Here is a 23,162-nt window from a genome sequence, read left to right as displayed (position 1 = left end):
TAAAACAGCAATGGCTCAAAAACCTTTTCAGTTTAAACAGTTTACAGTTCAACAAGATCGCTGTGCCATGAAAATTGGTACAGATGGGGTTTTATTGGGAGCGTGGACACCTACGGAAAGTAATCCGTTTTCGGTACTAGATATTGGCGCAGGTACAGGAGTGCTGTCGTTAATGATGGCGCAACGCACCAATGCCGAACTCATAGATGCTATTGAAGTAGACGACGAGGCTTATGAGCAATGTGTCGAAAATTTTGAGGCTTCTCCATGGGGAGATCGGCTGTTTTGTTATCATGCAGGTTTTGATGAGTTTGTAGATGAAATAGACGATCAATACGAATTGATACTTTCCAATCCGCCTTTTTATGCTGAAGATTATACCACCAATAACAAACAGCGAGATTTGGCGCGTTTTAATTTTTCACTTCCTTTTGAAGAATTAGTTGCGGGCGTTGGTAAATTACTAACTCCAAACGGAATCTTCAGTGTGATACTTCCGTCTAAAGAAGAAGAAAATTTTATTGCGCTCGCCAAAGAAGCAAAACTCTTCCCTTTTAAAATAACACATGTTAAAGGAAATCCTACTTCAGAAGTAAAAAGAGTTTTGATAGCCTTTTCTTTTCAGGAAAAAACAGCATCTATTTCTGAATTAATTATCGAAAAAGAAAGGCATCAATACACAGATGCGTATAAAGAAATTACCAAAGATTTCTACTTAAATTTTTAGAATTGTTTACGGGTGTTTAGTTTTTTTTGAATATTTTTAGAGAATCGATAAAAAATACCGATTACTAACTAAACTTAACTCAAACAATGTCCTTTCAAATTAAAGAAGCCTCCAAGGTTTACGATGTTATTGTTGTAGGCTCTGGAGCAGGTGGCGGAATGGCCACAAAAGTACTTTCCGAAGCAGGTTTTAAAATTGCTTTGCTTGAAGCAGGACCAAATTTTGACCCTGCAAACCCCGAACAACAAACACAGTTTAAATGGCCATACGAGTCGCCACGAAGAGGCGCTGGAACAACCCGCGCTTTTGGAGATTTTGACATGGCTTATGGAGGTTGGGAGCTCGACGGAGAACCTTACACTCATAAAAACGGCACCAAATTCGATTGGTTTAGATCTCGAATGGTTGGTGGACGAACAAACCACTGGGGGCGAATTTCGTTACGTTTTGGTCCGTTAGATTTTAAACGAAAAGACTTTGATGGAAAAGGAGACAATTGGCCTATTGGCTATGAAGATGTAAAACCATATTACGATAAAGTTGATAAACTTATTGGTGTTTTTGGTAGTAAAGAAAACATTCCAAACGAGCCAGACGGTTACTTTTTACCACCTCCAAAACCGCGTTTACACGAATTGTATCTTAAAAAAGCGGGACAAAAATTAAATATGCCTGTAATTCCAGCACGTTTATCAATCTTAACAAAACGAGTTGACAACCGTCGTGGTGCTTGTTTTTATTGTAGTCAATGTTCACGCTCGTGTAGTATTTACGGAGATTTTTCTTCTTCGTCTGTACTTGTAAAGCCTGCGTTAGAATACGATAATGTGGACTTGTATGTAAATGCAATGGTTCGAGAAGTTCTCACTGATAGCGAAGGAAAAGCGACTGGAGTTTCATATGTTAATAAATACGACAATCAAGAATATACGGTAAAAGCCAAAGTGGTTATTTTGGCAGCGAGTGCTTGTGGATCTGCTCGAATTCTTCTTAATTCTAAATCTGAAAAATTCCCGAACGGTTTAGCAAATTCAAGTGGTGTAGTGGGTAAATATCTTCACGATTCTACAGGAGCTGGCCGATCTGCAATTATCCCAGAATTAATGGATAGAAAACGTTACAATGAAGATGGTGTTGGAGGAATGCACTTGTATGTTCCGTGGTGGTTAAACGATAAAAAAGACCTTGGTTTTAGCCGAGGATATCATATAGAATTTTGGGGCGGAATGGGAATGCCTTCCTATGGTGCTGGTATGGGAATCCAAAACCTCAACGCACAATTTGGCGGTAGAAAACGCGCAGGTGGTTATGGTGTTGGATTGAAAGAAGACGTTCATAAATTTTACGGTGCCATGGTAGGAATGGCTGGACGTGGTGAAAGTATTCCGCAGGAAGATAACTACTGTGAAATAGACCCTAATGTAGTCGATAAATACGGAATTCCTGTACTTCGATTTAATTATAATTGGACCGACGATGAAGTAAAACAAGCCAAACATATGCAAGATACTTTTGAAGAATTGTATCATAATATGGGAGCAATTCCGCTAGGTGAAAAACCAGGAAAAGAAAGTAATTACGGACTTGAAGCTCCTGGTAGAATTATACACGAAGTAGGAACAACGCGTATGGGGAACGACCCTAAAAAATCGGTTTTAAACAAATATAGCCAAGCGCACGATGTACCAAACTTGTTTGTTGTTGATGGAGGTGGATTTGTTTCGCAAGCGGATAAAAACCCAACATGGACAATTTTAGCATTGGCGTGGAGAGCATCCGATTACCTGACGCAAGAAATGAAAAAAATGAACATTTAAAACATATATCATGGATAGAAGAAAAAGTTTAAAGGCAATGGTAGCCGGAACCGTAACTTCCGGATTTATGTTTTCGTCTTGCCTTACCGATACCGAAGAAACTTCGGTAGCAAATGTTGAAACTCCAACAGAAGGCGATAATAATTACGATACTACACGTACAAAAGAAGAGTTGGCATACGAAAAAGAATTACGTGCCAAAGATGCTTTTTTTACAGAGCACGAATTGGCTACACTAACTATTTTGGCCGATATTATTATTCCTGCGGAAGGCGAGTACAGCGCTGCAAGTCAAGTTGGAGTGATTGAGTTTATTTCGTTTATTGTGCTCGATATGCCACATCATCAATTGCCGTTACGAGGCGGACTCATGTGGCTTGACCATGAAAGTAACAGACGTTTTAATAAGGTGTTCAAGGATGTTTCTTCGGAACAACAAATCGAAATTATCGAAGATATTGCGTATCCTGAAGAAGTAAAACCTGAACACACACAAGGCGAACGATTCTTTTCACGTTTGAGAGATTTGGTTTCAACAGGTTATTTTACCAGTGAAGAAGGAATTAAATATTTAGGATATGTTGGTAACACTCCAAACGTTTGGGACGGCGTTCCAGCCGATGTTTTAGCACAATACAATATGGAATACGACCAACGTACTTTAGACATTTGCATCAAACCCGAAGAAAGAAATGAAATTGCCAATTGGGATAATTACGAAGTGTAGTTACACTTAAAGTGTATATAAAGCAATTTTAAAAGGCTGTTTAAAAAGTAAATTTTGTCGAGCTGATATTTTTCAAAAAGACGATTTTACCACTTTTTTAAACAGCTTTTTTTATTTTTCTGCTGAAAAACAGAATAAACAAATTGTTGATTTTGAAACAATAGTACGTTGCAATGTTATATTTCTTTAATTATATTTGAGAGAATCAATTCTTATAAAAGAAGCATATGAAACCAGACCTTTTTGAAGCACCCGATTATTATAATATAGACGACCTTCTTTCCGAAGAACATAAACTTGTAAGAGATGCTGCCCGAGCATGGGTAAAAAAAGAAGTCTCGCCCATTATTGAGACTTATGCCCAAAAATCAGAATTTCCGAAGCAAATTATAAAGGGATTGGCCGATATCGGAGCTTTCGGCCCTTACATTCCTGAAATGTATGGGGGTGCAGGTCTCGACCAAATAAGTTATGGGTTGATTATGCAAGAAATTGAACGTGGCGACAGTGGTGTTCGCTCTACTGCATCTGTACAGTCGTCTTTGGTAATGTTTCCTATTTGGAAATACGGCACAGAAGCGCAACGCAAAAAATACCTTCCGAAGTTAGCTTCAGGAGAAATGATGGGTTGCTTCGGACTTACAGAACCAAACCATGGGTCGAATCCTGGCGGAATGGAAACAAAATTTAAAGATGCAGGAGATTATTTTATTCTGAATGGCGCAAAACTTTGGATATCAAATGCTCCTTTTGCAGACATTGCCGTGGTTTGGGCAAAAAATGAAGAAGGTCGCATTCACGGACTAATCGTTGAGCGTGGCATGGAAGGTTTTTCAACTCCCGAAACACATAATAAATGGTCGCTACGTGCCTCGGCTACTGGAGAGCTCATTTTTGATAATGTAAAAGTTCCGAAAGAAAATTTATTGCCTGAAAAAAATGGTTTGGGAGCCCCGCTTGGGTGTTTAGATTCTGCTAGATACGGAATTGCTTGGGGAGCTATTGGCGCTGCAATGGACTGCTACGATACTGCACTGCGATATGCAAAAGAGCGAATTCAGTTTGGAAAACCAATTGCAGCAACACAACTTCAGCAGAAAAAATTAGCAGAAATGCTAACAGAAATCACTAAAGCACAATTACTGGCACTTCGTTTAGGACAATTAAAAAATGAAGAAAAAGCTACAACTGCACAAATCTCGATGGCAAAACGCAACAATGTAGCAATGGCGTTGGATATTGCTCGAGAAGCACGACAAATTCTTGGAGCGATGGGAATAACTGGCGAGTACAGTATCATGCGCCATATGATGAATTTAGAAAGTGTTATTACATACGAAGGAACTCACGACATACACTTGTTAATTACGGGTGCTGACATCACTGGAGAACAAGCATTTAAATAATTTTTTTGAGTATAAATATTTAGTAAATATTTAAGAATTTAAAGTTAATAGTATTACTATTAATATAGTATATTTGTCAATATATGAGATAAATATTAACAATTAAATTATTTGAAGATGAAAAAAGGATTATTTTTTGCGGCATTCTCATTTTTAGCATTTACAGTAAGTGCTCAAGATAAAGAAGTAAAAGTAGGTGATGTTTTAAAAATTAACAGCACTTCAGAAAGTACATATCAACATATTGATTTGCCTAGAAAAAACATTATTATTAAACGTGGTGGTGTTCCAAATTACAAATCGGTTGCCAACAATGAAGTAGTGGTTACTCGATTAGAAACCAACAAAAATGGCGAGCAAATTGCCGTACTAAAGCGCACAGACGGAAGGAAGTTTTTTAATAGTTTTCCAGTCGTTAAAGCAAATGTTTCAGATGCGTTGGCAAGTAACGAGCTTACTTTTTAAATTTTTCTAAAGCCTTTTTGGTAAATTCAGAAAGCACCAATTTTCCTGAGGTTTCAGCTCTTTCGGTTAGGAGAGTTTCCCAATGATTGGTGTTTTCCCAAAGGGCTTTTTTCATAGCATTTAATGCTTCAGGGTTGTATGCGGCTAATTTGTTCGTTAGCAAATCGATTTCAACATCCACTTCGGTAATTGTTTCAAAAACTTTAGCATACAACCCTTTTTCTTTTGCCCAATAGGCATTTTTCCATTCGGTTGCTGCAATGGTAAGTTCTGCCAAAGCGCCAACGCCCATTTTTCGTTCTACAGCGGGAGCAATAACAAATGGCCCAATCCCGATAGTAAATTCCGATAATTTTATAGCAGCAGCTTCAGTGGCAATAGCATAATCACAAGCAGCAATTAATCCTACACCGCCACCAACGGCTTTTCCTTGAATTCTTCCGATGATAAGTTTTGAGCATTTCCGCATGGCGTTTAGCACCTTTCCGAAACCACTAAAAAAAGCTTTTCCTTCTTCTAAACTTGAAACAGCTATCAATTCGTCAAATGAAGCACCTGCACAAAAGGCTTTTTTGCCTTCGCTTTTTAATACAATTATATGCACTTCGTTATTTGAAGACAGTTTATCAAATTCAGCAGATAAGCGCTCTAACAACACAGATGGAAATGAGTTACTTGCTGGATGTCCAAATTCTACCGTTGCAATGTGGTTTTCAATTTTAGTATAAAGGCTTCCGTCAACTCTATCTGTTCCCATTTATATGCTGTTTAATTACTGAAATTTTAATTTTTCTTCTGAAAAAAAGATACTCAAAAATACATAATATAGACGACTTTAGAATGTTAGGTTATTTTTGAATTGAAGTAAAACTAATTTGAATATCCGACATGTATTATATCAATTGTAAAATGTCAGGTCGAGCCTGCCTTTGCCGGCAGACAGGCGTAGTCGAGACCCTATTTAAAAAACCTCTCGACTACGCTCGAGGTGACAGTGCATTATAAAAGATTGCGGACAATCATAAAGCTAAATACTTCCTCCTGAATTTAATCACTAAAGCAGCAGCTCTGATAAACATCCAAACGAAAAAAGCAATCCAAATAGCTTTCAATTTAAACCCTATAAAATCGAAAAACAACAATGTTGGTGCAAAGCCTAAAAACGTAGCTGCAAGCAATACATTCCGAAGATATTTTGCCTCACCTAATCCCTTAAAAATTCCGTCGTACATAAAAGCAATCGCATTGATAGGTTGCATTAATAATACCATCCAAAATACGGAAGCGAACAGTGTTAAAACGGTTTCTTCTTTATTAAATAACAGTCCGATATCAGTATAAAAAACACCACAAACAACTATTAAAATACACGAAATAATGATGGCGTATTTAGAAATATCAATAGTGAGTAGCCATAATCGTTTATAATCTTTTGCTCCTAATAATTTACCAGAAATTGCATTTCCAGCATTGGCATAACCATCAATAAAAAATGAGAAAAACAGCCAAATATTCATCAAAATTGTTTGCGCTGCGATATAGTTTTTACCATAATCTGTAGCATACGAATTGGCGAGATAAATAGCATAATTTAATGCGGCAGTCCGTACAAATAGGTTTGCGCTCATAATTAAGAGCTTTTTCATCTGCGGATTTATATGCAAGCTTAGTTTAAAATTAAAAGGCGTTTTACGAACAAAAAAGTAAACTGCCATTAACAACATTACCAATTGTGCAATAACGCTTGCATAACCTGCGCCTTTCAAATGCATTGGTGGGATAACGCCTTCAATACCGTACACCAAAACATAATCTAAAACTATGTTTACTACGGCGCCTGTTAAACTACACATCATCGCCCAAAGTGTATTTTGCATTCCTCTAAAAACACCAAAAATTCCGAACGTCACTAAAGTGAGCGGGTAACCAATCGCTCTAATTTGGTAATAAGAAGTAGTGTATTCCAGAATGAGTCCGTCGGCATTGTATAAATTAAAAATTTGAGTAGCAAAAAAAGCTGTAGAAAAATATATAAACAGACTAAAAAGAAAGTTAAAAGCCAAAGCTTGTGGCACCAATGTTTTAACCGCGTGCAACCTATTGGCTCCCAAATGCTGTGAGATTATCGAGGAAATTGCAGTTTTGGTTTGCGCTACAATCCAAATAATTGCAGAAAGAAACGAACCTACAAGTCCCGCTGCAGCAAGTGCTTCTACAGGGTTTTTATCGACATTACCGATAATAGCAATATCGGTTAGCGAAATAAGAGGTTCTGCAATACCAGCTATAATAGCAGGAATTGCAAGTTTATTTATTTCTTTGAATGTTATTTTTGTAGTACTCAAACCATGTAAGTTCTCGCAAAAATGCACGATTTTATACTTTTTATCAAAAGAATTTTCTTTTTTTATTTTAATGAAAAAAATAGCATATTTTTGAGCTGCGTATAAGACTATGAATTGTTAATTTATAATCGCGAATAAAATATGTGACGCGGGGCATTAGCTCAGCTGGCTAGAGCGCTACACTGGCAGTGTAGAGGTCATCGGTTCGACTCCGATATGCTCCACAAAAAGCAACGTTTTAGAACGTTGCTTTTTTATTTCCCTTCATTTTAAGAAAACAATAACGAGCAGGTTTTTTTATAGCGCGATTTTGATTTTATCTTTATAAAAAAATATCAAAATGGACTTAAAAGGAAAAGTAGCCTATATTACAGGTGGAACAAAAGGAATTGGCTATGGTGTAGCCGAAGCGTTGCTGAAAGCTGGAATGAAAGTAGCTATAAGCGGACGTAAATTGGAAGATGCGCAAAAAGCCGCTGCTAGTTTAAGTAACGACAGTAGTTTAGTTTTAGGTATATCTTCAGATGTTACAAAACTGAAAGACGAAGAACAAGCCATCAAAAGCATTGAAGAAAAATGGGGACAGGTAGATGTAGTTTTGGCAAATGCGGGTGTTGGACATTTTGCTCCAATTGATGAATTGGAAGACGAGCAGTGGCACCAAATGATAAATACCAATCTAAATGGAGTTTACCATACACTTAAAGCTTCTGTTGACGCATTAAAACAATCTAAAGGATACTACATTACCTTAGCGAGTTTGGCGGGAACTAACTTTTTCCCAACGGCCGCGGGTTATAATGCGACTAAGTTTGGAGTAGTTGGTTTTACGCAAGCTGCGATGCTAGATTTACGCCAATATGATATTAAAGTTTCTACGATTATGCCAGGTTCGGTGGCTTCTCATTTTAACGACCACACGCCTTCGGAAAATGATGCTTGGAAAATTCAACCAGAAGACATTGGGCAGTTAGTACTCGATTTACTTAAAATGCACCCACGTACGTTGCCAAGTAAAATAGAGGTACGCCCTACGCGACCAGACAAGAAATAAACAAAATACTTCCTGAAGAGGATTTATTAAAAACTAATAGAAGCTTCTACAACTTGTTGCATATGTTGTGGAAGCTTTTTTTCTTCCCACGGGTGCTGACCTCCAAAAACATGGTCGGCTTCTTCTATAACGAGTAAATTACTCTCAGGATTCCATTGATGTAATGCTTGTGCTTCTTCCAAAATAACCGTTGGGTCGTTTGTTCCATGAATAATTAGCCAAGGAATATTAATTTTTTCTGCTGAATTTTTAATGGTAAACCTCGTTTCGTTTGCAATAAAATCTTCGTAAAACTGATAAAAATGAGGTAATTGCTGTTTGGTTCGACTGTTTTCAATATAAATTACACCCTGTTGTTTCCAATAGGCTCTTGCTTTTTCATCGGCAAAGCGTGCTTTAAAATCGCTTACACTTGCCCAAGTTATCAGCTTTGTAATGCGTGTGTCTTCTGCAGCTTTAATAATTGAAATACCTCCGCCACGCGAATGACCTATCAATGTTATAGATGAAGTATTTAATTCAGCAGAAAAAGAATTTTCAGCACTATAAATCCAATTTAGAACTTCATCGATGTCATCCAATTCAATTGAAAAATTATTGTTTCCAAAACCATCCAAGTCGGTAAAATCGGTTGGCTTTTCAATATCGATTCCGTTATGCGATAAATTAAATTTCACAAACACATATCCTTTTGCTACAAACGTTTCGGCAACAATTTCCCAAAAACCCCAATCTTTAAAACCTTTGTATCCGTGGCAAAAAAGCGCCACTGGCTTTGCTGTTTGCGTTTCGTTAAAATAGATGTCGGTATAAATTGGTTTTACGTGCTTACCCTTAATGGCAATGTTTTTATGAATTTGCATGTGTTGGAATTTCTTTTTCTGTGAACGGAATTTTTTTGTTTGTAATTTCGAGGATTAATTGGTCCAATTGAGTTTTAAATTCATCTAAAACAGCAAGATTTATAACCTGATTTGAGATTTTACCATTTTTAAATCCAAATTTTAATAGCCCACTTTTTAGGTTTTTAAAAGATATTATTCCGCCTTCAAACTCGTTATATATTGTAGTATTTTGCATCATGTAGGCGTAGCACAATATTTGAAAAGCTTTACTGTATTTATAATCGTCTCCCAATGTTTCCCATTCCGTTATTTCAACATTATTCTTTTCGACTTTTCCTGTTTTATAATCAATAATTCGTATCACACCGTCCTCTTCCTCCATGCGGTCTACTTTTCCTTTTAAAAACACAGGAAATTCTATTCCCGGAATAGTGAGCGGGATTTTAGTATTACTTTCAATTTGAAGTATTTTTATCTGTTTCCCTTCTCTTAGTCGGTTTTCTTCAAAGGTTAAAAAGTTCTCTATGTAGCGCTTTGCTACATGGTACGATATGAGGTTTTTCCCTTTAAGATTTTTAATATCTGTATAGGTTTTGGTATAATGAAACTGCACTTGCTTATCGAGATTTTTACGCATTTCCTTGATATGTTCCAAAGAAAGGTAACTGCCTTCAAGGGGCTTGTAAAATGTTTCGAGCGTGTCGTGTACAATAGTTCCCAATGTGTTTGCCGCAATGGTTTCTTCCACTTCTTCTACCTCTTTAATTCCCAACACAGATTGGGTGTAAAAGTTAAGCGGATTTCGAATGTAGTTTGTTAAGGACGAAGGCGAAAATCCGTTGGCAGCAATTTCTTTTAATCGATTTAAAACAGCCTCGTCTTTTTTGATAACCGAAAGGCTTACCGAATTATTCTTGATAATCGGACTCGCAATCATCTCTTTTATTTGATGATTCGGTTCTTTCAGCATCGTTAATTGATGCAACAATCTACTTTTTTCACCGCCTTCTAAACTATCAGGCTCTGTATTATAAAGCAAATACACATTTTTAGCACGCTGTATAAGTCTGTAAAAGTGATACGAATAGATGGAATCTTTTTCTTTATATGTTGGAAGTCCAAATACGCGTTTTAAATCAAAAGGAATAAATGAATTGTTGGACTTTCCAGAAGGTAAAATTCCCTCATTCACAGAAGTTAGAATTACGGTTTCGAAATCTAAATTTCTACTTTCAAGCATCCCCATTATCTGAAGTCCCTCTAAAGGTTCTCCTCTAAAATCGATGGTTTCTGAAACGAGCAATTCAATATAAATCTTTTTTAAAATTTGAATACTTGTAATGGTGTTGTATTCGGTATTAAATGTTTTTAACTGATTAAAAATTTCGTAAAAACGGTATAGGTATTCTAAAAAAAGGGGATTGTTAAACTGCTTGCTACTATACGCTTTTTTTAGTGCTAATGTTAGTTGAATACAATTTTCAATAACATCAGAATTTGTGTGCGATTTTGTGTTTAAAAATAATTTAGCTGATGCTGGATTGACGTGTTCAGCATCGCTTTGCGTTACATAAATTAAATTTTCCTCATTAATTTTATCTAATAAGGCTTCGATATTTTTATCTGAAGAAAATGTAAGCGCATGTGTAATGGGGTTCGAAAGTACTGCAATTACATCTTGGTAATACCACAATTGCTCTTTGCTTTTCTCCCAAACATCAAACAAAGTTTCGAAAAACGATGCAAACGGCGATAGATTCAGCGGAAATCCACTTGTAATATTGGCTTTTGTAATTTGGCTAGGAACCGAATTTAAAACCGCAGGAAGTAAGTCTTCATTTCCTAAAACAACCGCAGTATTTTCAATAGTTCCCTCTATACTATCTAGCAGGTTTCCTACGTATTTTGCTTGCCCAATACTTTTTGGAACTCCAATAATATTTATATTTTTTTCTTCTGAAAAATGATGACTGATTACATTAAAATCATTCGTTTTAAAGTATGGCCATTCCTTTATATAATTCCGAAGAAACAAACCAGCGTCGTGCTCTTTATTTTCAAGAAATGTTTTATCTACATCCCAATATATTTCTGCATTGGTACTACTTAAAAACTCTTGAATAATGTTTTTTTCAGCATTATTAAGTGCGTTAAAACCAATAAAAATATGCTTACTCGCTGTGCTGTTTTGGATGTAATATTCAACATTATCATTAGCTTCTCGATAAATCATTCCTTGATAGCCAATTCCTTTTTTACTTAGGTGCTCATTGAAGCTTTGATAATATAATGCTAAGCGCTTCCAAAAGTTTAAATAGTTTTCTTGTAGACTAGTTTTCTCCTCAAGATTAGTCCAATGAAACTGATCGATTTCTTTGATATTAAACAAGTGTGAAAAGAAAGATTCTGGATCAACCAGATATCTATCTATTTCATTAAAATCTTGTAAAATGGTTTGTGCCCAGGAAGTAAAAGCATAAAAATCTTCTTGTTCGTTTTCTGGGGTGAGCTTACGATACACTTCATAAAACTCAAAAGTAAGTTGAATATTTGTAGCAACTTTTAGGTTTGCTAACTGCTGAACAAAATCTTCAATACTTAAAATTTGCGGAGCGATTGTAGCTTGATCGGCAATTTTTAAAAGTTCGTTTTTTAGAAAAACTACTGCACGTTTACTCGGAAGAATGATAGTAAGCGTAGCTAAATTACTTTTATGAGCTTGGTATATTTTGGTGGCAATTTGTGCCAAGAATGATTCCATGAAGCGTGTTTTACTCGATAATCGAGAATTAATACCCCGAGACTTCCCTCGAAATAAATCTCTTGTTACTTATAAAATGTCTCGTAATTATACCGAAACAATATGCTTCACTAAAGTACCAAAATATAAAGTATTATAAATAAAAAAACGCTCCGAATTTCGGAGCGTTTCTCTTATATGATTTGAATTAATTCAGTTAAAATTATTTAACTAAGTTAATCTCAACTCTTCTGTTTTGAGCTCTACCATCTCTAGTAGCGTTCGAAGCGATTGGTCTTGTTTCACCGTAACCAGCAGAAGATAATCTGAATCCGTCAATTCCGTGAGATACTAAGTATTCTTTTACAGAAAGTGCTCTAGACTCAGAAAGTCTTTGGTTAAGTGAATCACTACCAGTACTATCAGTGTGACCGTCTACAGTAAATTTAGCATTAGGGTATTTGTTTAAGATACCGATAATGTCAGCTAATACTTGTTGAGACTGAGGCTTGATAGTTGATTTTCCTGTATCGAATAAGATAGTTTTAGCATAGTTGTTTAATGCTGTTTGAACTTCTTTAGATAATTCAGGACAACCGTTGTTTGCTACAGTTCCAGGAGTTTCAGGACACTTGTCATCTTTGTCAAGTACACCGTCACCATCTTTATCTGGACATCCGTTAGTAGCTGCAGGACCTGCAACATCTGGACACTGATCATCTTTGTCAGCAACACCGTCACCGTCAGAATCAGGACAACCGTTTAATTCTTTAAGACCTGGAGTGTTAGGACAAGCATCTACATTGTCAGCAACACCATCTCCGTCAGAATCAGGACATCCGTTCATGTCAGCAGTACCAGCTTGGTTTGGACAAGCATCTTTAGAATCTTCGATACCATCTCCATCAGAATCAGGACAACCGTTGAAAGCTTTTAAACCAGGTACTTCTGGACAAGCGTCATCTTTGTCATAAACACCATCACCATCTGAATCGTTACCACCAAATTTGATAGCAAGACCAGCTAAGTGTTGGAAATGTGGAGTGTTGTAATCTTCGAATACGTGCTTGTATCCAGTTTGTACAGTAAGACCAAGGTTTTCAGTAAACCATACGTTGAAACCTACACCTCCGTTAAGAGTTCCAGCTCCAATCTCGTCTAACCAAGTATAACCCCCACCGATTTCGATGAAAGGATCGAATACGTGACCTTGAGTGAAGTTGTACTTAACAGTACCGTCAACTCCGTAGTATGATAAATCATCTACACTTGTGTCACCAAGGTTTTCAATTTTGTTAAGAGATCCACGAACTCCTAAAGAGATTCCGCTACCTACGTACTTAGAAACAGATACGTAAGAAATAGAAGGAAGGATGTTCCAGTGATCACTTGCGTTGAAATACTCGTCGAACCATGCTTCTGAAGCATATGGCCTATCTGAGTTTGTTGGGTAAGCATCAACTGCGTTTACCCCAAAAGCGATTTGCCATGGATTGTTCTGGTCTTGAGCATTCATGTTGCTAATTCCTACAAAAAGGAACGCAGCAACTAGTAATTTGCTAAGATGTTTCATGTTCAATTATTTAATTTTAAGTGTTAATTTAAAGACAAATGTAAGTCGTTACAACTTATTAACAAAAACAAATATATAATTTTTTAGTTAAAAAGTAAAGTAGCCTCTACGAAACTACCCCTAAATTCTTACCTACTTCGGTAAATGCTCTAATAGCTCGATCTAAGTGTTCACGGGTGTGCGCAGCCGATAACTGTACTCTAATTCTTGCTTTTTCCTTAGGTACAACTGGGTAGAAAAATCCTATAACATATATTCCTTTTTTTAACAGCTCATCGGCCATAGTCTGCGATAATTTGGCGTCATAAAGCATCACTGGTACGATTGCAGAGTCTCCATCAATGATGTCAAAACCTGCTTTTTTCATACCTTCCTTGAAATATTTTGTGTTTTCTTCTAACTTATCGCGAAGCTCTGTACTTTTCGAAATCATATCGAAAACTTTAATAGAAGCACCAACTATATTCGGCGCAAGAGAATTAGAGAATAAATACGGTCTCGAACGCTGACGTAATATTTCTATAATTTCTTTTTTTCCAGTTGTATATCCACCCATGGCTCCACCAAGTGCTTTTCCTAAAGTACCTGTAATGATGTCTATTCTTCCTAAAACACCTTTTTCTTCGAGTGTTCCTATTCCTGTTTCTCCAATAAATCCTGCTGCATGACATTCGTCTATCATTACTAGTGCATCGTATTTATCGGCTAAATCACAAATTTTATCAAGTGGTGCAACTAAACCATCCATAGAAAAAACTCCGTCTGTAACAATAATTTTAAAACGCGCACCATCTTTATTAGCTTGTTGCAATTGCAATTCTAAATCGGCCATATCATTGTTTTGATAACGGTAGCGTTTTGCTTTACAAAGACGAACTCCATCAATTATCGATGCGTGATTTAACGAGTCTGAAATAATAGCATCTTCCGCTGTTAGTAAGGGCTCAAATACACCTCCGTTTGCATCAAAGGCTGCTGCGTAAAGAATAGTGTCTTCCGTGCCGTAAAAATCGGCTATTTTCTCTTCTAACTCTTTATGAATGTCTTGTGTTCCGCAAATAAAACGTACCGACGACATTCCGAAGCCATGTGTATCTAAAGCGTCTTTGGCAGCTTGAATTACTTCTGGATGCGATGATAATCCTAAATAGTTATTTGCACAAAAGTTAATTACCGTTTCCCCAGTGCTAATGGTAATTTCGGCTCCTTGAGGTGAAGTAATTATTCGCTCTTTTTTGTACAGTCCAGCCTCCTTAATATCGGCTAATTCTTGCTGTAAGTGTTCTTTTATTTTTCCGTACATGTTGTTCTGTTTTTTACAAAGTTATAGGATTATTAAAATTAAGCCTTTATAATTTGGATATTCTCATTTATAAACACCAAAAGTTTTTCTTCAATGGTATAACCTATTGTGGCCAAATTTTCTGCATAGTTATTTATTTGATGAATATAATCTTCTGAAGGTGACCCTGTTTTGTAATCAATAATTGTTAATTGATTGTTCTTTACCACAAATCTATCAGGACGAATAAATGCCCCATCAGCAGTAATAATTTCTCTTTCATTATAAATAGTGTATTCCGTAGAAAAATATTTTTTTAGCGCATCGTGTTGCGTTAGGTTTTCGAGATATTGTGTGTAGGTTGCTGTAGCTTCCTTCGGAATTACACCATTTGAAACAGCTTCTTCAATAACAGGAAGCACATCATCAGCATAGAAAATTTTTGAGAGTAAATAGTGGTACACATTTCCTTTATCGATAGCTTCTTTTTGTTTGGTATCCCAAAGCGAACCACTTTTGGTTACGAGCTCAAAGGTGTTGCCAAAAGAACTGTTGGAGATAAATGGAATGTTTGTTGTAATGATTTTTTGCTCTTTCTTTTTAGTCGGTTTTTTTTCTGGATTTCCAATTGTATAATGATGCTGACTATCGCTCCACAGCTGGCGTGCCTTGAGGTAATTAATAAACATCCCAGCAAAAGTTTTGGTGTTTTCAACTCCTTTTGCGGTAATATCTTTTTTACAGATAATGAACAGTTGCTCCACCGCACGCGTCAATGTAACATATAACAAATTGATGTTGTCTAGCTCCTGCTGTTCCTTGTGCTCGTCAATAAACTGCTTCCCTGTTTGATTAATGTTTTCCAATACACTTTTACTGCTGAAAAGCGCATAATCAATCCCGAAAAGTTCTTTGGCTACCGGGAACCACATATTAAATTCTCTTTCGTAATAAATATCGGTGTCGGCATAAGGGTAAATAACCACAGGGAACTCGAGCCCCTTAGATTTGTGAATGGTCATAATCTGCACAGCATCCGACGATGAAGGCGCAACAATACTCAGTTTGTCTTTTTTCTGCTCCCAATAACTTATAAAACTGCTTATACTGTTGTTGTTATTTTGGCTGAATGCCATAATTTCATCCAAGAAAAATTGTAAATACGCTTCGTCTTCATCCACCAAATTAAAAGCGTTTATTGCATATTCAATGGCGTTGTAGAGTGGGAGTTGTAAAAAGTAATTTGCGTTAAAGTTTTCTGCTGAAAAAACATCGTTTAGATGATGTATTCCTTCTGAAAAATAGGCGTGTCTGTTTTCAATTTTGTTTCTTTCGGCTAAGAATTCTAAAATTTTCAGATGAATTTCTGCATCTGCTGGCTGATTAAAATGCGCTAGCAAATCGCATAGAAATGCTACTTTTTTGTCATTTTTCAGCAATAAGGTCTCCGAAGAAATTATAGGAATCTCTCTTTCTACCAAATAATTAGCAATGCTTACACCATTTTTTCGACTGCGAGTAATAATACAAATATCACCGTATTTAAAGCCTCTTCCGACTGACTTTACGATGTTTTGGTAAGTCTCGTAGCAATACAAATCTTCTTCGCTTTGCTTGTTGTCTTTCGGGTCGATAAACGTAAGGTCAATATATCCGCCAGGCTTGTTGTTGAGTTCTTGTTTGCTGTATTTTGCAAAGAGTTCTTGGTAGGTTGGATTGTTTAAAAACTGAGCAATGTGGTTAAAAAAACTATTGTTGAAACCGACAATCTCGTTAAAACTACGATAGTTTTTCGGGAGGTTTTCAACATTTAGAAGCGCTTGAAACGGATTCTTCTCATTATATAAATCGATAAATTGCTCGGCTTTACCACCGCGCCAACGGTAAATGGCCTGCTTGGCATCACCAACAATCATTAAGCTTCCGGTTTTTCCACTTGGTAATTCGGCTTCAAGTGCATTCGAAATAAGCGGATGCATATTATTCCATTGCATAGTAGAAGTATCTTGAAACTCATCGATAAAATAGTATTTGTATTTTTCGCCAATTCGCTCGTAAATAAAAGGAGCTGGTTGGTTTGCAATAGCCGACGAAATAAGTCTGTTAAACTCCGAAATCAATAATAAATTTCGGTCTTTTTTAAGTTTGTTGAGTTCAATATTTATAGTGCTTAAAAGCGATAAGGGAACTAAGTTTTTATAAAAGTTATTAAGGAAATTTAACTGAAATATGGATTCTTTTATCTTTATAAAATCAAAAGAAATTCTTGATTGTAACTCGTCAATAATAGACGCCTGCGCAGGTTTCTTTTTTAATAGACTATCAGTATATAATGGGTCTGATTCAATCTTCAAGAACCAACCTGATTCCCAACTGTGAGTGTATTTTTTATTTGAAATACTAACTAATCTATCATATAACCACCCACTTTTAAAATCTAATCGCTCTAAGCCTTTTTTTACGAATAAGTCAAGTAGGTCTTCAGCAGATTTTTGAATCTCAGCATCAAGCTCGGTAATCATTGTTTTCAACTGCTTTCCAAGCGCCTTAAAATCGTCTAAAGATTTATTTTCGAGTTGTTGAATGTGCAGTGCATACTCTTCTTTCGGAAGAAGTTTTGCAATTTTATTTAGGTCTCTAGCAATGTCCCAACTTCGATCGTCGTCAGTTTTTTCAAGCGCAAAATCAATAAGAGTTTTGGTGAGCAGTTTGTTTTCTCCAGCTTGATAAATAACGTTGTTTACCGCTTCACTCAACAGCGCATCTTCATCTAAAGAAACTTCAAAATTGGTTGGTAATTTTAAATCAAAAGAAAAGGTTCGGATAAGCCGATGGTTAAATTTATCAATCGTAACGATATCAAAAAAAGCATAATTGTGTAAAATTCGAGTAAGCACTTTTTTTGCTCGTTGGTGTAAAACCTCAGGAGAAATATTAAGTTCTTCAGCTAAAACAGAAAAAATATCGGAAGGTTCTTCTAAAATTCTTTCTTCTGAAAATTCATGCAAATTACTCAGAACGCGCCCCTTCATTTCGTTTACAGCTTTATTGGTAAAAGTAATCGCCAAAATTTGCTTAAACGTATCCTGTTGATTGTTTGAAAGTAAAATACTTAAGTAGTTTTTTACTAGCGTAAACGTTTTTCCAGAGCCCGCAGAAGCATTGTAAATTTGAAAAGGTGCCGAGTTTAACATAAAAAGTTTATTGCAAAATAAGGAAACTCTATGAGGTATTAACAAATTATTACCAACATTTAGGAAGCTTTTTTATAAATTTGAAGAACTAATATTATTAACTAAAAATAGATACAAATGGCTTTTGAATTACCAAAATTACCGTACGCATACGACGCACTAGAACCACATATTGATGCAAGAACAATGGAAATCCACCATACAAAGCATCATCAAGGATATACAAGTAAGTTAAACGACGCTATTAAAGGAACTGAGTTAGAAGGAAAATCTATCGAAGAAATTCTTACAAACTTAGACATGAATAATGGCGCTGTTAGAAACAACGGAGGAGGATTTTTTAACCACAGTCTTTTTTGGGAAGTAATGTCGCCAAACGGTGGTGGAGCTCCTTCTGGAGAATTAGCAGAAGCTATTGATAGCGCTTTTGGTTCTTTCGAAAAATTTAAAGAAGCATTTACAGCTGCTGCAGGAACTCGTTTTGGTTCTGGATGGGCTTGGCTATGTGTGCACAAAGGAGGAAAAGTTGAGGTATGCTCTACACCAAACCAAGACAACTCGTTAATGCCAGGAGTTGGTTGTGGTGGATATCCAATTTTAGGATTAGATGTTTGGGAGCACGCTTACTACTTAAACTACCAAAACAAGCGTCCAGACTATATCTCTGCATTTTTTAATGTTATCAACTGGGATAAAGTAGCTGAATTATACGCTGCTAACAAATAAAATTTTTGGCATTTATTGCCTTTAAAATATATCGCTTTTATTGCGATTTTAGACAAAGCTATCCGTTTGGGTAGCTTTTGTTTTTTACAAAGTTAAAGTCCTATTTTTTGCTGAAGATTATTCATTTTCTCCAACACTTTTTTAAAGTGAATTTTATGACTTTTATTGTAAGGAAGAAGACTGTTTACAGACGAAAATAACTTCAGAAGAAAAAGAAAAAATGACAAAAAATATATTGCAAAACATCGATTTTTCGGTGCTCGATTTAGTGCCTGTTCCACAAGGAAAACAACATATAGAAGCTATACAGAATAGTTTAGATTTGGCGCAACACACCGAAAAGTACGGATACAAACGCTTTTGGGTTTCTGAACATCACAATATGGAGAGTATTGTAAGCTCGGCAACGGTGGTGCTTTTGGGGTATTTAGCACAGGGGACTTCAAGCATCCGCATAGGATCTGGCGGGGTTATGTTGCCCAACCACGCGCCTTTAATTGTTGCTGAACAGTTTGGCACACTTGCAACTTTATACCCTAACAGAATAGATTTGGGCTTGGGAAGAGCTCCAGGTACCGATCAACTTACAGCACAGGCATTACGTAGAGGAAAACAAGAAAGTGTACAAGATTTTCCAAATGATATTGATGAGCTACAAACGTATTTTTCAGTAGAAAATCAGGATGCGCAAGTACGTGCAATTCCTGGTGAAGGACTCAACATCCCGATGTATTTGTTGGGTTCTAGTACATTTAGTGCTCAACTGGCGGCGTCAAAAGGACTTCCATACGCTTTTGCGAGTCATTTTGCACCAGCGCAACTTTTTAATGCTCTCGATATTTACACTGAAAATTATAAACCTTCGGCAGCGTATCCAACACCATATCCCATGGCGTGTGTAAATGTCATTGCTGCAGAAACTGATGAAGAAGCACAACGACTGGCTACAAGTTTATATCAGTTTGCAATGGGAATAATTACCAACACACGAAGACCTTTACCACCACCTATTGACACGATGGAGGGCGTTTGGACAATGGAACAAGAAGCAATGATCAAAAACATGATGTATTTTACATTTATCGGGAGCAAAGAAACTATTACAAACGAACTTTCAAAGTTTGTAGAAAGTACGGGGATAAAGGAACTTATTGTAGTTTCTCATATTTACGACCATCAAGCTAGATTGAAGTCGTATGAAATATTGAGTGATATTTTTTCTGCTGAATAGATTTTGAAAAATAGAGAGTGGAAGTAAATGAGTTAAAGCTATATTGTGATGTCTCGACTCCGCTCGGTATGACGGCTTCGATTGACTCCTAACTTCTTCACTCATTAACTATCAATTTTTACAATTAACCAATCCAACAATTAAACAGCATAAAAACCTTAACTCATTTTCTAATTAACTCTTTAACTTCTACCTCAACTTACAATTTGTAATTCATATTAAATATATTTGTTTGTATTTAAAACATTTAAGATGAAGTTTACTAATGAAACCATAGAGATAGACGGAATTGACAAAGAAATTCTAAGATTTTTAATGGAAGATGCCAGGAAGCCTATTTTAGAAATTGCTCGTAAAATTGGAATTTCGGGAGCGGCAATTCATCAACGGTTACGAAAGTTGGAAAACTCCGGACTTATTTCGGGCTCTAAATTTGTTATCAATCCGCGATTATTGGGCTACCATACCATGGCATTTATCGGTATTTATTTGGACAAAGCCATGCGAAATCCAGAAGCCGTAAAACAGTTAAAAGAAATCCCCGAAGTTTTAGAATGTCATTACACCACAGGAAACTGGTCTATTTTAATCAAAATACTGTGTAAAGACAACGAGCATTTAATGAATGTTTTAAATCATAAAATCCAGTCGATTGAGGGTGTTTCGCGTACTGAAACCTTTATTTCTTTAAATCAACAAATCGATAGGCAGATAAGTATTTAAGTTTACACAAACTGAAAATCGGCAAACTTTTGCTCTACTTCATTAAAAGTGGCAAAAACATCGGCAGCATCATCGCTGGTAACCATTTTCATTCGGTATTCTTTAAAATGAGGAATGCCTTTAAAATAGTTGGTATAATGCCTACGTGTTTCAAAAACACCTAGCTTTTCACCTTTCCAATCGATAGACATTTCTAAATGCCTACGAGCAGCATCTACACGCTCTTGAATAGTTGGAGGCGCTAAATGTTCACCTGTTTTAAAAAAGTGTTTTACTTCTTTAAAAAACCATGGATATCCAATACTTGCTCTCCCAATCATGGCACCATCCAGTCCAAATTCATCACGCATTTTAACCGCCATTTCTGGTGTGTCTACATCGCCATTTCCAAAAACAGGAATGTGCATGCGTTGGTTGTTTTTCACTTCAGCAATTGGTCTCCAATCGGCTTGTCCTTTGTACATCTGCACACGAGTACGTCCGTGAATAGAAATAGCCTTTATTCCAACGTCTTGTAGACGCTCTGCTACTTCAACAATTTTAATAGAATCGGCATCCCAACCCAAACGAGTTTTTACGGTGATAGGCAAATTGGTGCGTTTTACCATTTCTTCGGTAAGTTTTACCATAAGCGGAATGTTTTTCAAAATTCCCGCTCCCGCATTTTTGCTCACTACTTTTTTTACAGGACAACCAAAATTGATATCGATAATATCTGGATTTGATTTTTCTACAATGTCTATGGCTTGAAGCATCGAATCGAGTTCGGCTCCAAAAATTTGAATCCCAACAGGACGCTCTTTTTCGTAGATATCTAACTTCTGTACACTCTTAGCCGCATCGCGAATAAGTCCTTCCGAAGAAATAAATTCTGTATACACCACATCGGCTCCCTGTTCTTTACATAACGTTCTAAATGGAGGATCGCTAACGTCTTCCATTGGTGCTAATAAAAGTGGAAATTCTCCTACATCTATAGATCCTATCTTTGCCACAACATTTTGTTTTTTACCCTAATCGAGAGGGTGATTTTAATTTGCAAAGATAAGGATTTTAAGCAAGTTCCGTAAGGGCTTTATTACGACTTAAAAAATGTCTTTTTTGTTTAAATATTGGAGTCCGTTTGTATGCTGATTTAAAATGCGTTTGGTACGCAAATAGCGGTTGTAATTATACGCATCGTAATTTGGTGCGTTTTTATCCATACTACTGATGTGCACACTTCCTGCGGAATGAATAAACTCGTTGTTGCCAATCCACATACCCACATGAATAACACGTTCTTTGCTAGTATCGGTTGCTTTTTTTCCGAAGAAAAGTAAATCTCCAGGAATAAGTTTGCTAAAGTCTTTGGTATCGTCTACCAAAATACCTTCATGAATTTGTTGTGAGGCATCACGCGGAATAACCATTCCGTTTAAAAAGTAAATAGTTTTGGTAAAACCACTACAATCTACTCCTTTTGGCGATGTTCCTCCCCACAAATACGGCAATCCCATAAGTGTTTTAGACGTTTGCACAAGCTCTTCTTTTGATAGAGATAAAGTTTCGAGCCAGCTTTTATAAGGTTTAGCTTCTTCTTTTTTAAGATATGCAATGCGTCCGTCGGGATACTTTACTTGGTAAAAATCACCTTCTTCAGCAGTTAAGATTAAAATATTCCCTGCAACTACATCCGAAACCACTTGGCTATCGGAGTTGGCATTGCTATACGAACTTCCTGCTGTTGCGGTATAAATTACTTTTTCTGAAGTTTTCCACGCCTCAAAATCTTTATTTTCCATAGGAATTACACCGCCACCGTCAACCCAAGAAATGTATTTGTCGGGTGTTTGAATAAGGTACCAACCGTTTTCTTCTTTAAAAATATTTACAGGCATCCCAAGTGTTCCTTGCGTTACCAATTCGGCTGAATGTTTTGGGGCGCCACGCAAATTTGCTGCAGAAATGGCAATAATTCCGTGTGTTTTTCCTTCTAATTCTTCAGACGGTAGCAGTTCGATACTATCGATAAACTTGATGTTTTGCGCTGTTAGTTTTTCCTGAAAACTAGTTACCGCATCTGGTAAGTTTGAGCTTCCTTTGAGCACATATCCGTTGGGTGTTTCTGTCGCTTCAACATCAAAAAGAGCAACACGTTTGTCGGGTGCAAAATGCTGTTTAACTTCAGTGATAATAGGTGTAACTTTATTATTTTCAGCAGAAGTAGATTTTTCACACGAAGTGAAAATAGTAGCAATTCCAAAAAGAAAAATAAAGTAAGCGCGTATATGAGTCATAAAAAAGTGGTTCTAGAATGTTTGTTCA

The 23,162-nt window shown here is 36.4% G+C and carries 18 protein-coding genes and 1 tRNA gene; 10 read left to right on the top strand and 9 right to left on the bottom strand.

Going from position 1 to position 23,162, the window contains the following annotated elements; translation table 11 throughout:
- The first annotated feature begins 10 nt into the window (after positions 1–10).
- From JMA43_RS02625 to JMA43_RS02605, 5 genes are all read left to right on the top strand, one after another.
- Positions 11–727, top strand: a complete 717-nt coding sequence (locus tag JMA43_RS02625) for a tRNA1(Val) (adenine(37)-N6)-methyltransferase (protein ID WP_342154656.1) — start codon at positions 11–13, stop codon at positions 725–727.
- 86 nt (positions 728–813) lie between these two features.
- Positions 814–2,544 carry a GMC family oxidoreductase gene (locus tag JMA43_RS02620; RefSeq protein WP_342154654.1) on the top strand — a complete coding sequence of 577 codons (1,731 nt, stop codon included), beginning with the start codon at positions 814–816 and terminating at the stop codon, positions 2,542–2,544.
- A gap of 10 nt (positions 2,545–2,554) precedes the next feature.
- On the top strand, positions 2,555–3,271 hold the full coding sequence (locus JMA43_RS02615; protein ID WP_342154652.1) for a gluconate 2-dehydrogenase subunit 3 family protein: 717 nt from the start codon (positions 2,555–2,557) through the stop codon (positions 3,269–3,271).
- Between the two features lie 227 nt (positions 3,272–3,498).
- A complete protein-coding gene (locus tag JMA43_RS02610; RefSeq protein WP_342154651.1) occupies positions 3,499–4,677 on the top strand; it encodes an acyl-CoA dehydrogenase family protein in 1,179 nt (392 codons plus the stop codon).
- Between the two features lie 117 nt (positions 4,678–4,794).
- On the top strand, positions 4,795–5,142 hold the full coding sequence (locus JMA43_RS02605) for a hypothetical protein (protein WP_342154649.1): 348 nt from the start codon (positions 4,795–4,797) through the stop codon (positions 5,140–5,142).
- Here JMA43_RS02605 and JMA43_RS02600 read toward each other — a convergent pair.
- Complete coding sequence (locus tag JMA43_RS02600) at positions 5,132–5,899, bottom strand: enoyl-CoA hydratase/isomerase family protein (RefSeq protein ID WP_342154647.1); 768 nt, start codon at positions 5,897–5,899, stop codon at positions 5,132–5,134. The genes JMA43_RS02605 and JMA43_RS02600 overlap by 11 nt on opposite strands.
- Before the next feature lie 262 nt (positions 5,900–6,161).
- The gene (locus tag JMA43_RS02595) at positions 6,162–7,487 is read right to left on the bottom strand and encodes an MATE family efflux transporter (RefSeq protein WP_342154645.1); all 1,326 of its coding nucleotides are present in this window, start codon (positions 7,485–7,487) and stop codon (positions 6,162–6,164) included.
- A 150-nt stretch (positions 7,488–7,637) separates the two neighbouring features.
- Here JMA43_RS02595 and JMA43_RS02590 point away from each other — a divergent pair.
- Positions 7,638–7,711: transfer RNA gene (locus tag JMA43_RS02590), tRNA-Ala, on the top strand.
- Positions 7,712–7,827: 116 nt separating this feature from the next.
- Positions 7,828–8,541 (top strand): SDR family oxidoreductase, encoded by a 714-nt coding sequence (locus JMA43_RS02585; RefSeq protein ID WP_342154643.1) that lies wholly within the window; start codon positions 7,828–7,830, stop codon positions 8,539–8,541.
- 26 nt (positions 8,542–8,567) lie between these two features.
- On the opposite strand, the gene JMA43_RS02580 is transcribed toward JMA43_RS02585, so the two are convergent.
- The 5 genes from JMA43_RS02580 to JMA43_RS02560 all read right to left on the bottom strand — a co-directional run bounded on the left by JMA43_RS02580 (position 8,568) and on the right by JMA43_RS02560 (position 18,175).
- The gene (locus JMA43_RS02580; RefSeq protein WP_342154641.1) at positions 8,568–9,404 is read right to left on the bottom strand and encodes an alpha/beta hydrolase family protein; all 837 of its coding nucleotides are present in this window, start codon (positions 9,402–9,404) and stop codon (positions 8,568–8,570) included.
- Positions 9,391–12,147 (bottom strand): PD-(D/E)XK nuclease family protein, encoded by a 2,757-nt coding sequence (locus tag JMA43_RS02575; RefSeq protein ID WP_342154639.1) that lies wholly within the window; start codon positions 12,145–12,147, stop codon positions 9,391–9,393. The genes JMA43_RS02580 and JMA43_RS02575 overlap by 14 nt, the downstream gene beginning before the upstream one ends.
- Positions 12,148–12,349: 202 nt before the next feature.
- The gene (locus tag JMA43_RS02570; RefSeq protein WP_342154637.1) at positions 12,350–13,699 is read right to left on the bottom strand and encodes an OmpA family protein; all 1,350 of its coding nucleotides are present in this window, start codon (positions 13,697–13,699) and stop codon (positions 12,350–12,352) included.
- 106 nt (positions 13,700–13,805) lie between these two features.
- Positions 13,806–15,002 (bottom strand): glycine C-acetyltransferase, encoded by a 1,197-nt coding sequence (gene kbl / locus JMA43_RS02565; protein ID WP_342154635.1) that lies wholly within the window; start codon positions 15,000–15,002, stop codon positions 13,806–13,808.
- Between the two features lie 38 nt (positions 15,003–15,040).
- Entirely contained in the window at positions 15,041–18,175 is a 3,135-nt protein-coding gene (locus tag JMA43_RS02560; protein ID WP_342154633.1) for a UvrD-helicase domain-containing protein, read from the bottom strand.
- Positions 18,176–18,292: 117 nt separating this feature from the next.
- On the opposite strand from JMA43_RS02560, the gene JMA43_RS02555 reads away from it, so the two are divergent.
- The 3 genes from JMA43_RS02555 to JMA43_RS02545 all read left to right on the top strand — a co-directional run bounded on the left by JMA43_RS02555 (position 18,293) and on the right by JMA43_RS02545 (position 20,855).
- Positions 18,293–18,901: a superoxide dismutase gene (locus JMA43_RS02555; protein WP_342154631.1), complete on the top strand. Its 609-nt coding sequence runs from the start codon at positions 18,293–18,295 to the stop codon at positions 18,899–18,901.
- 220 nt (positions 18,902–19,121) lie between these two features.
- A complete protein-coding gene (locus JMA43_RS02550; protein WP_342154629.1) occupies positions 19,122–20,132 on the top strand; it encodes an LLM class flavin-dependent oxidoreductase in 1,011 nt (336 codons plus the stop codon).
- 252 nt (positions 20,133–20,384) lie between these two features.
- The gene (locus JMA43_RS02545) at positions 20,385–20,855 is read left to right on the top strand and encodes an Lrp/AsnC ligand binding domain-containing protein (protein ID WP_342154627.1); all 471 of its coding nucleotides are present in this window, start codon (positions 20,385–20,387) and stop codon (positions 20,853–20,855) included.
- A gap of 2 nt (positions 20,856–20,857) precedes the next feature.
- Here JMA43_RS02545 and dusB read toward each other — a convergent pair whose 3' ends face one another.
- Together dusB and JMA43_RS02535 are read right to left on the bottom strand one after the other, a co-directional pair.
- The gene (gene dusB, locus JMA43_RS02540; protein WP_342154625.1) at positions 20,858–21,850 is read right to left on the bottom strand and encodes a tRNA dihydrouridine synthase DusB; all 993 of its coding nucleotides are present in this window, start codon (positions 21,848–21,850) and stop codon (positions 20,858–20,860) included.
- A 90-nt stretch (positions 21,851–21,940) separates the two neighbouring features.
- Entirely contained in the window at positions 21,941–23,134 is a 1,194-nt protein-coding gene (locus tag JMA43_RS02535; RefSeq protein ID WP_342154624.1) for a C40 family peptidase, read from the bottom strand.
- Positions 23,135–23,162: the final 28 nt, after the last annotated feature.

The sequence above is a fragment of the Joostella sp. CR20 genome (assembly GCF_038433465.1).
Lineage (GTDB): Bacteria > Bacteroidota > Bacteroidia > Flavobacteriales > Flavobacteriaceae > Galbibacter.
This window is presented reverse-complemented; position numbering and strand designations above follow the sequence as displayed.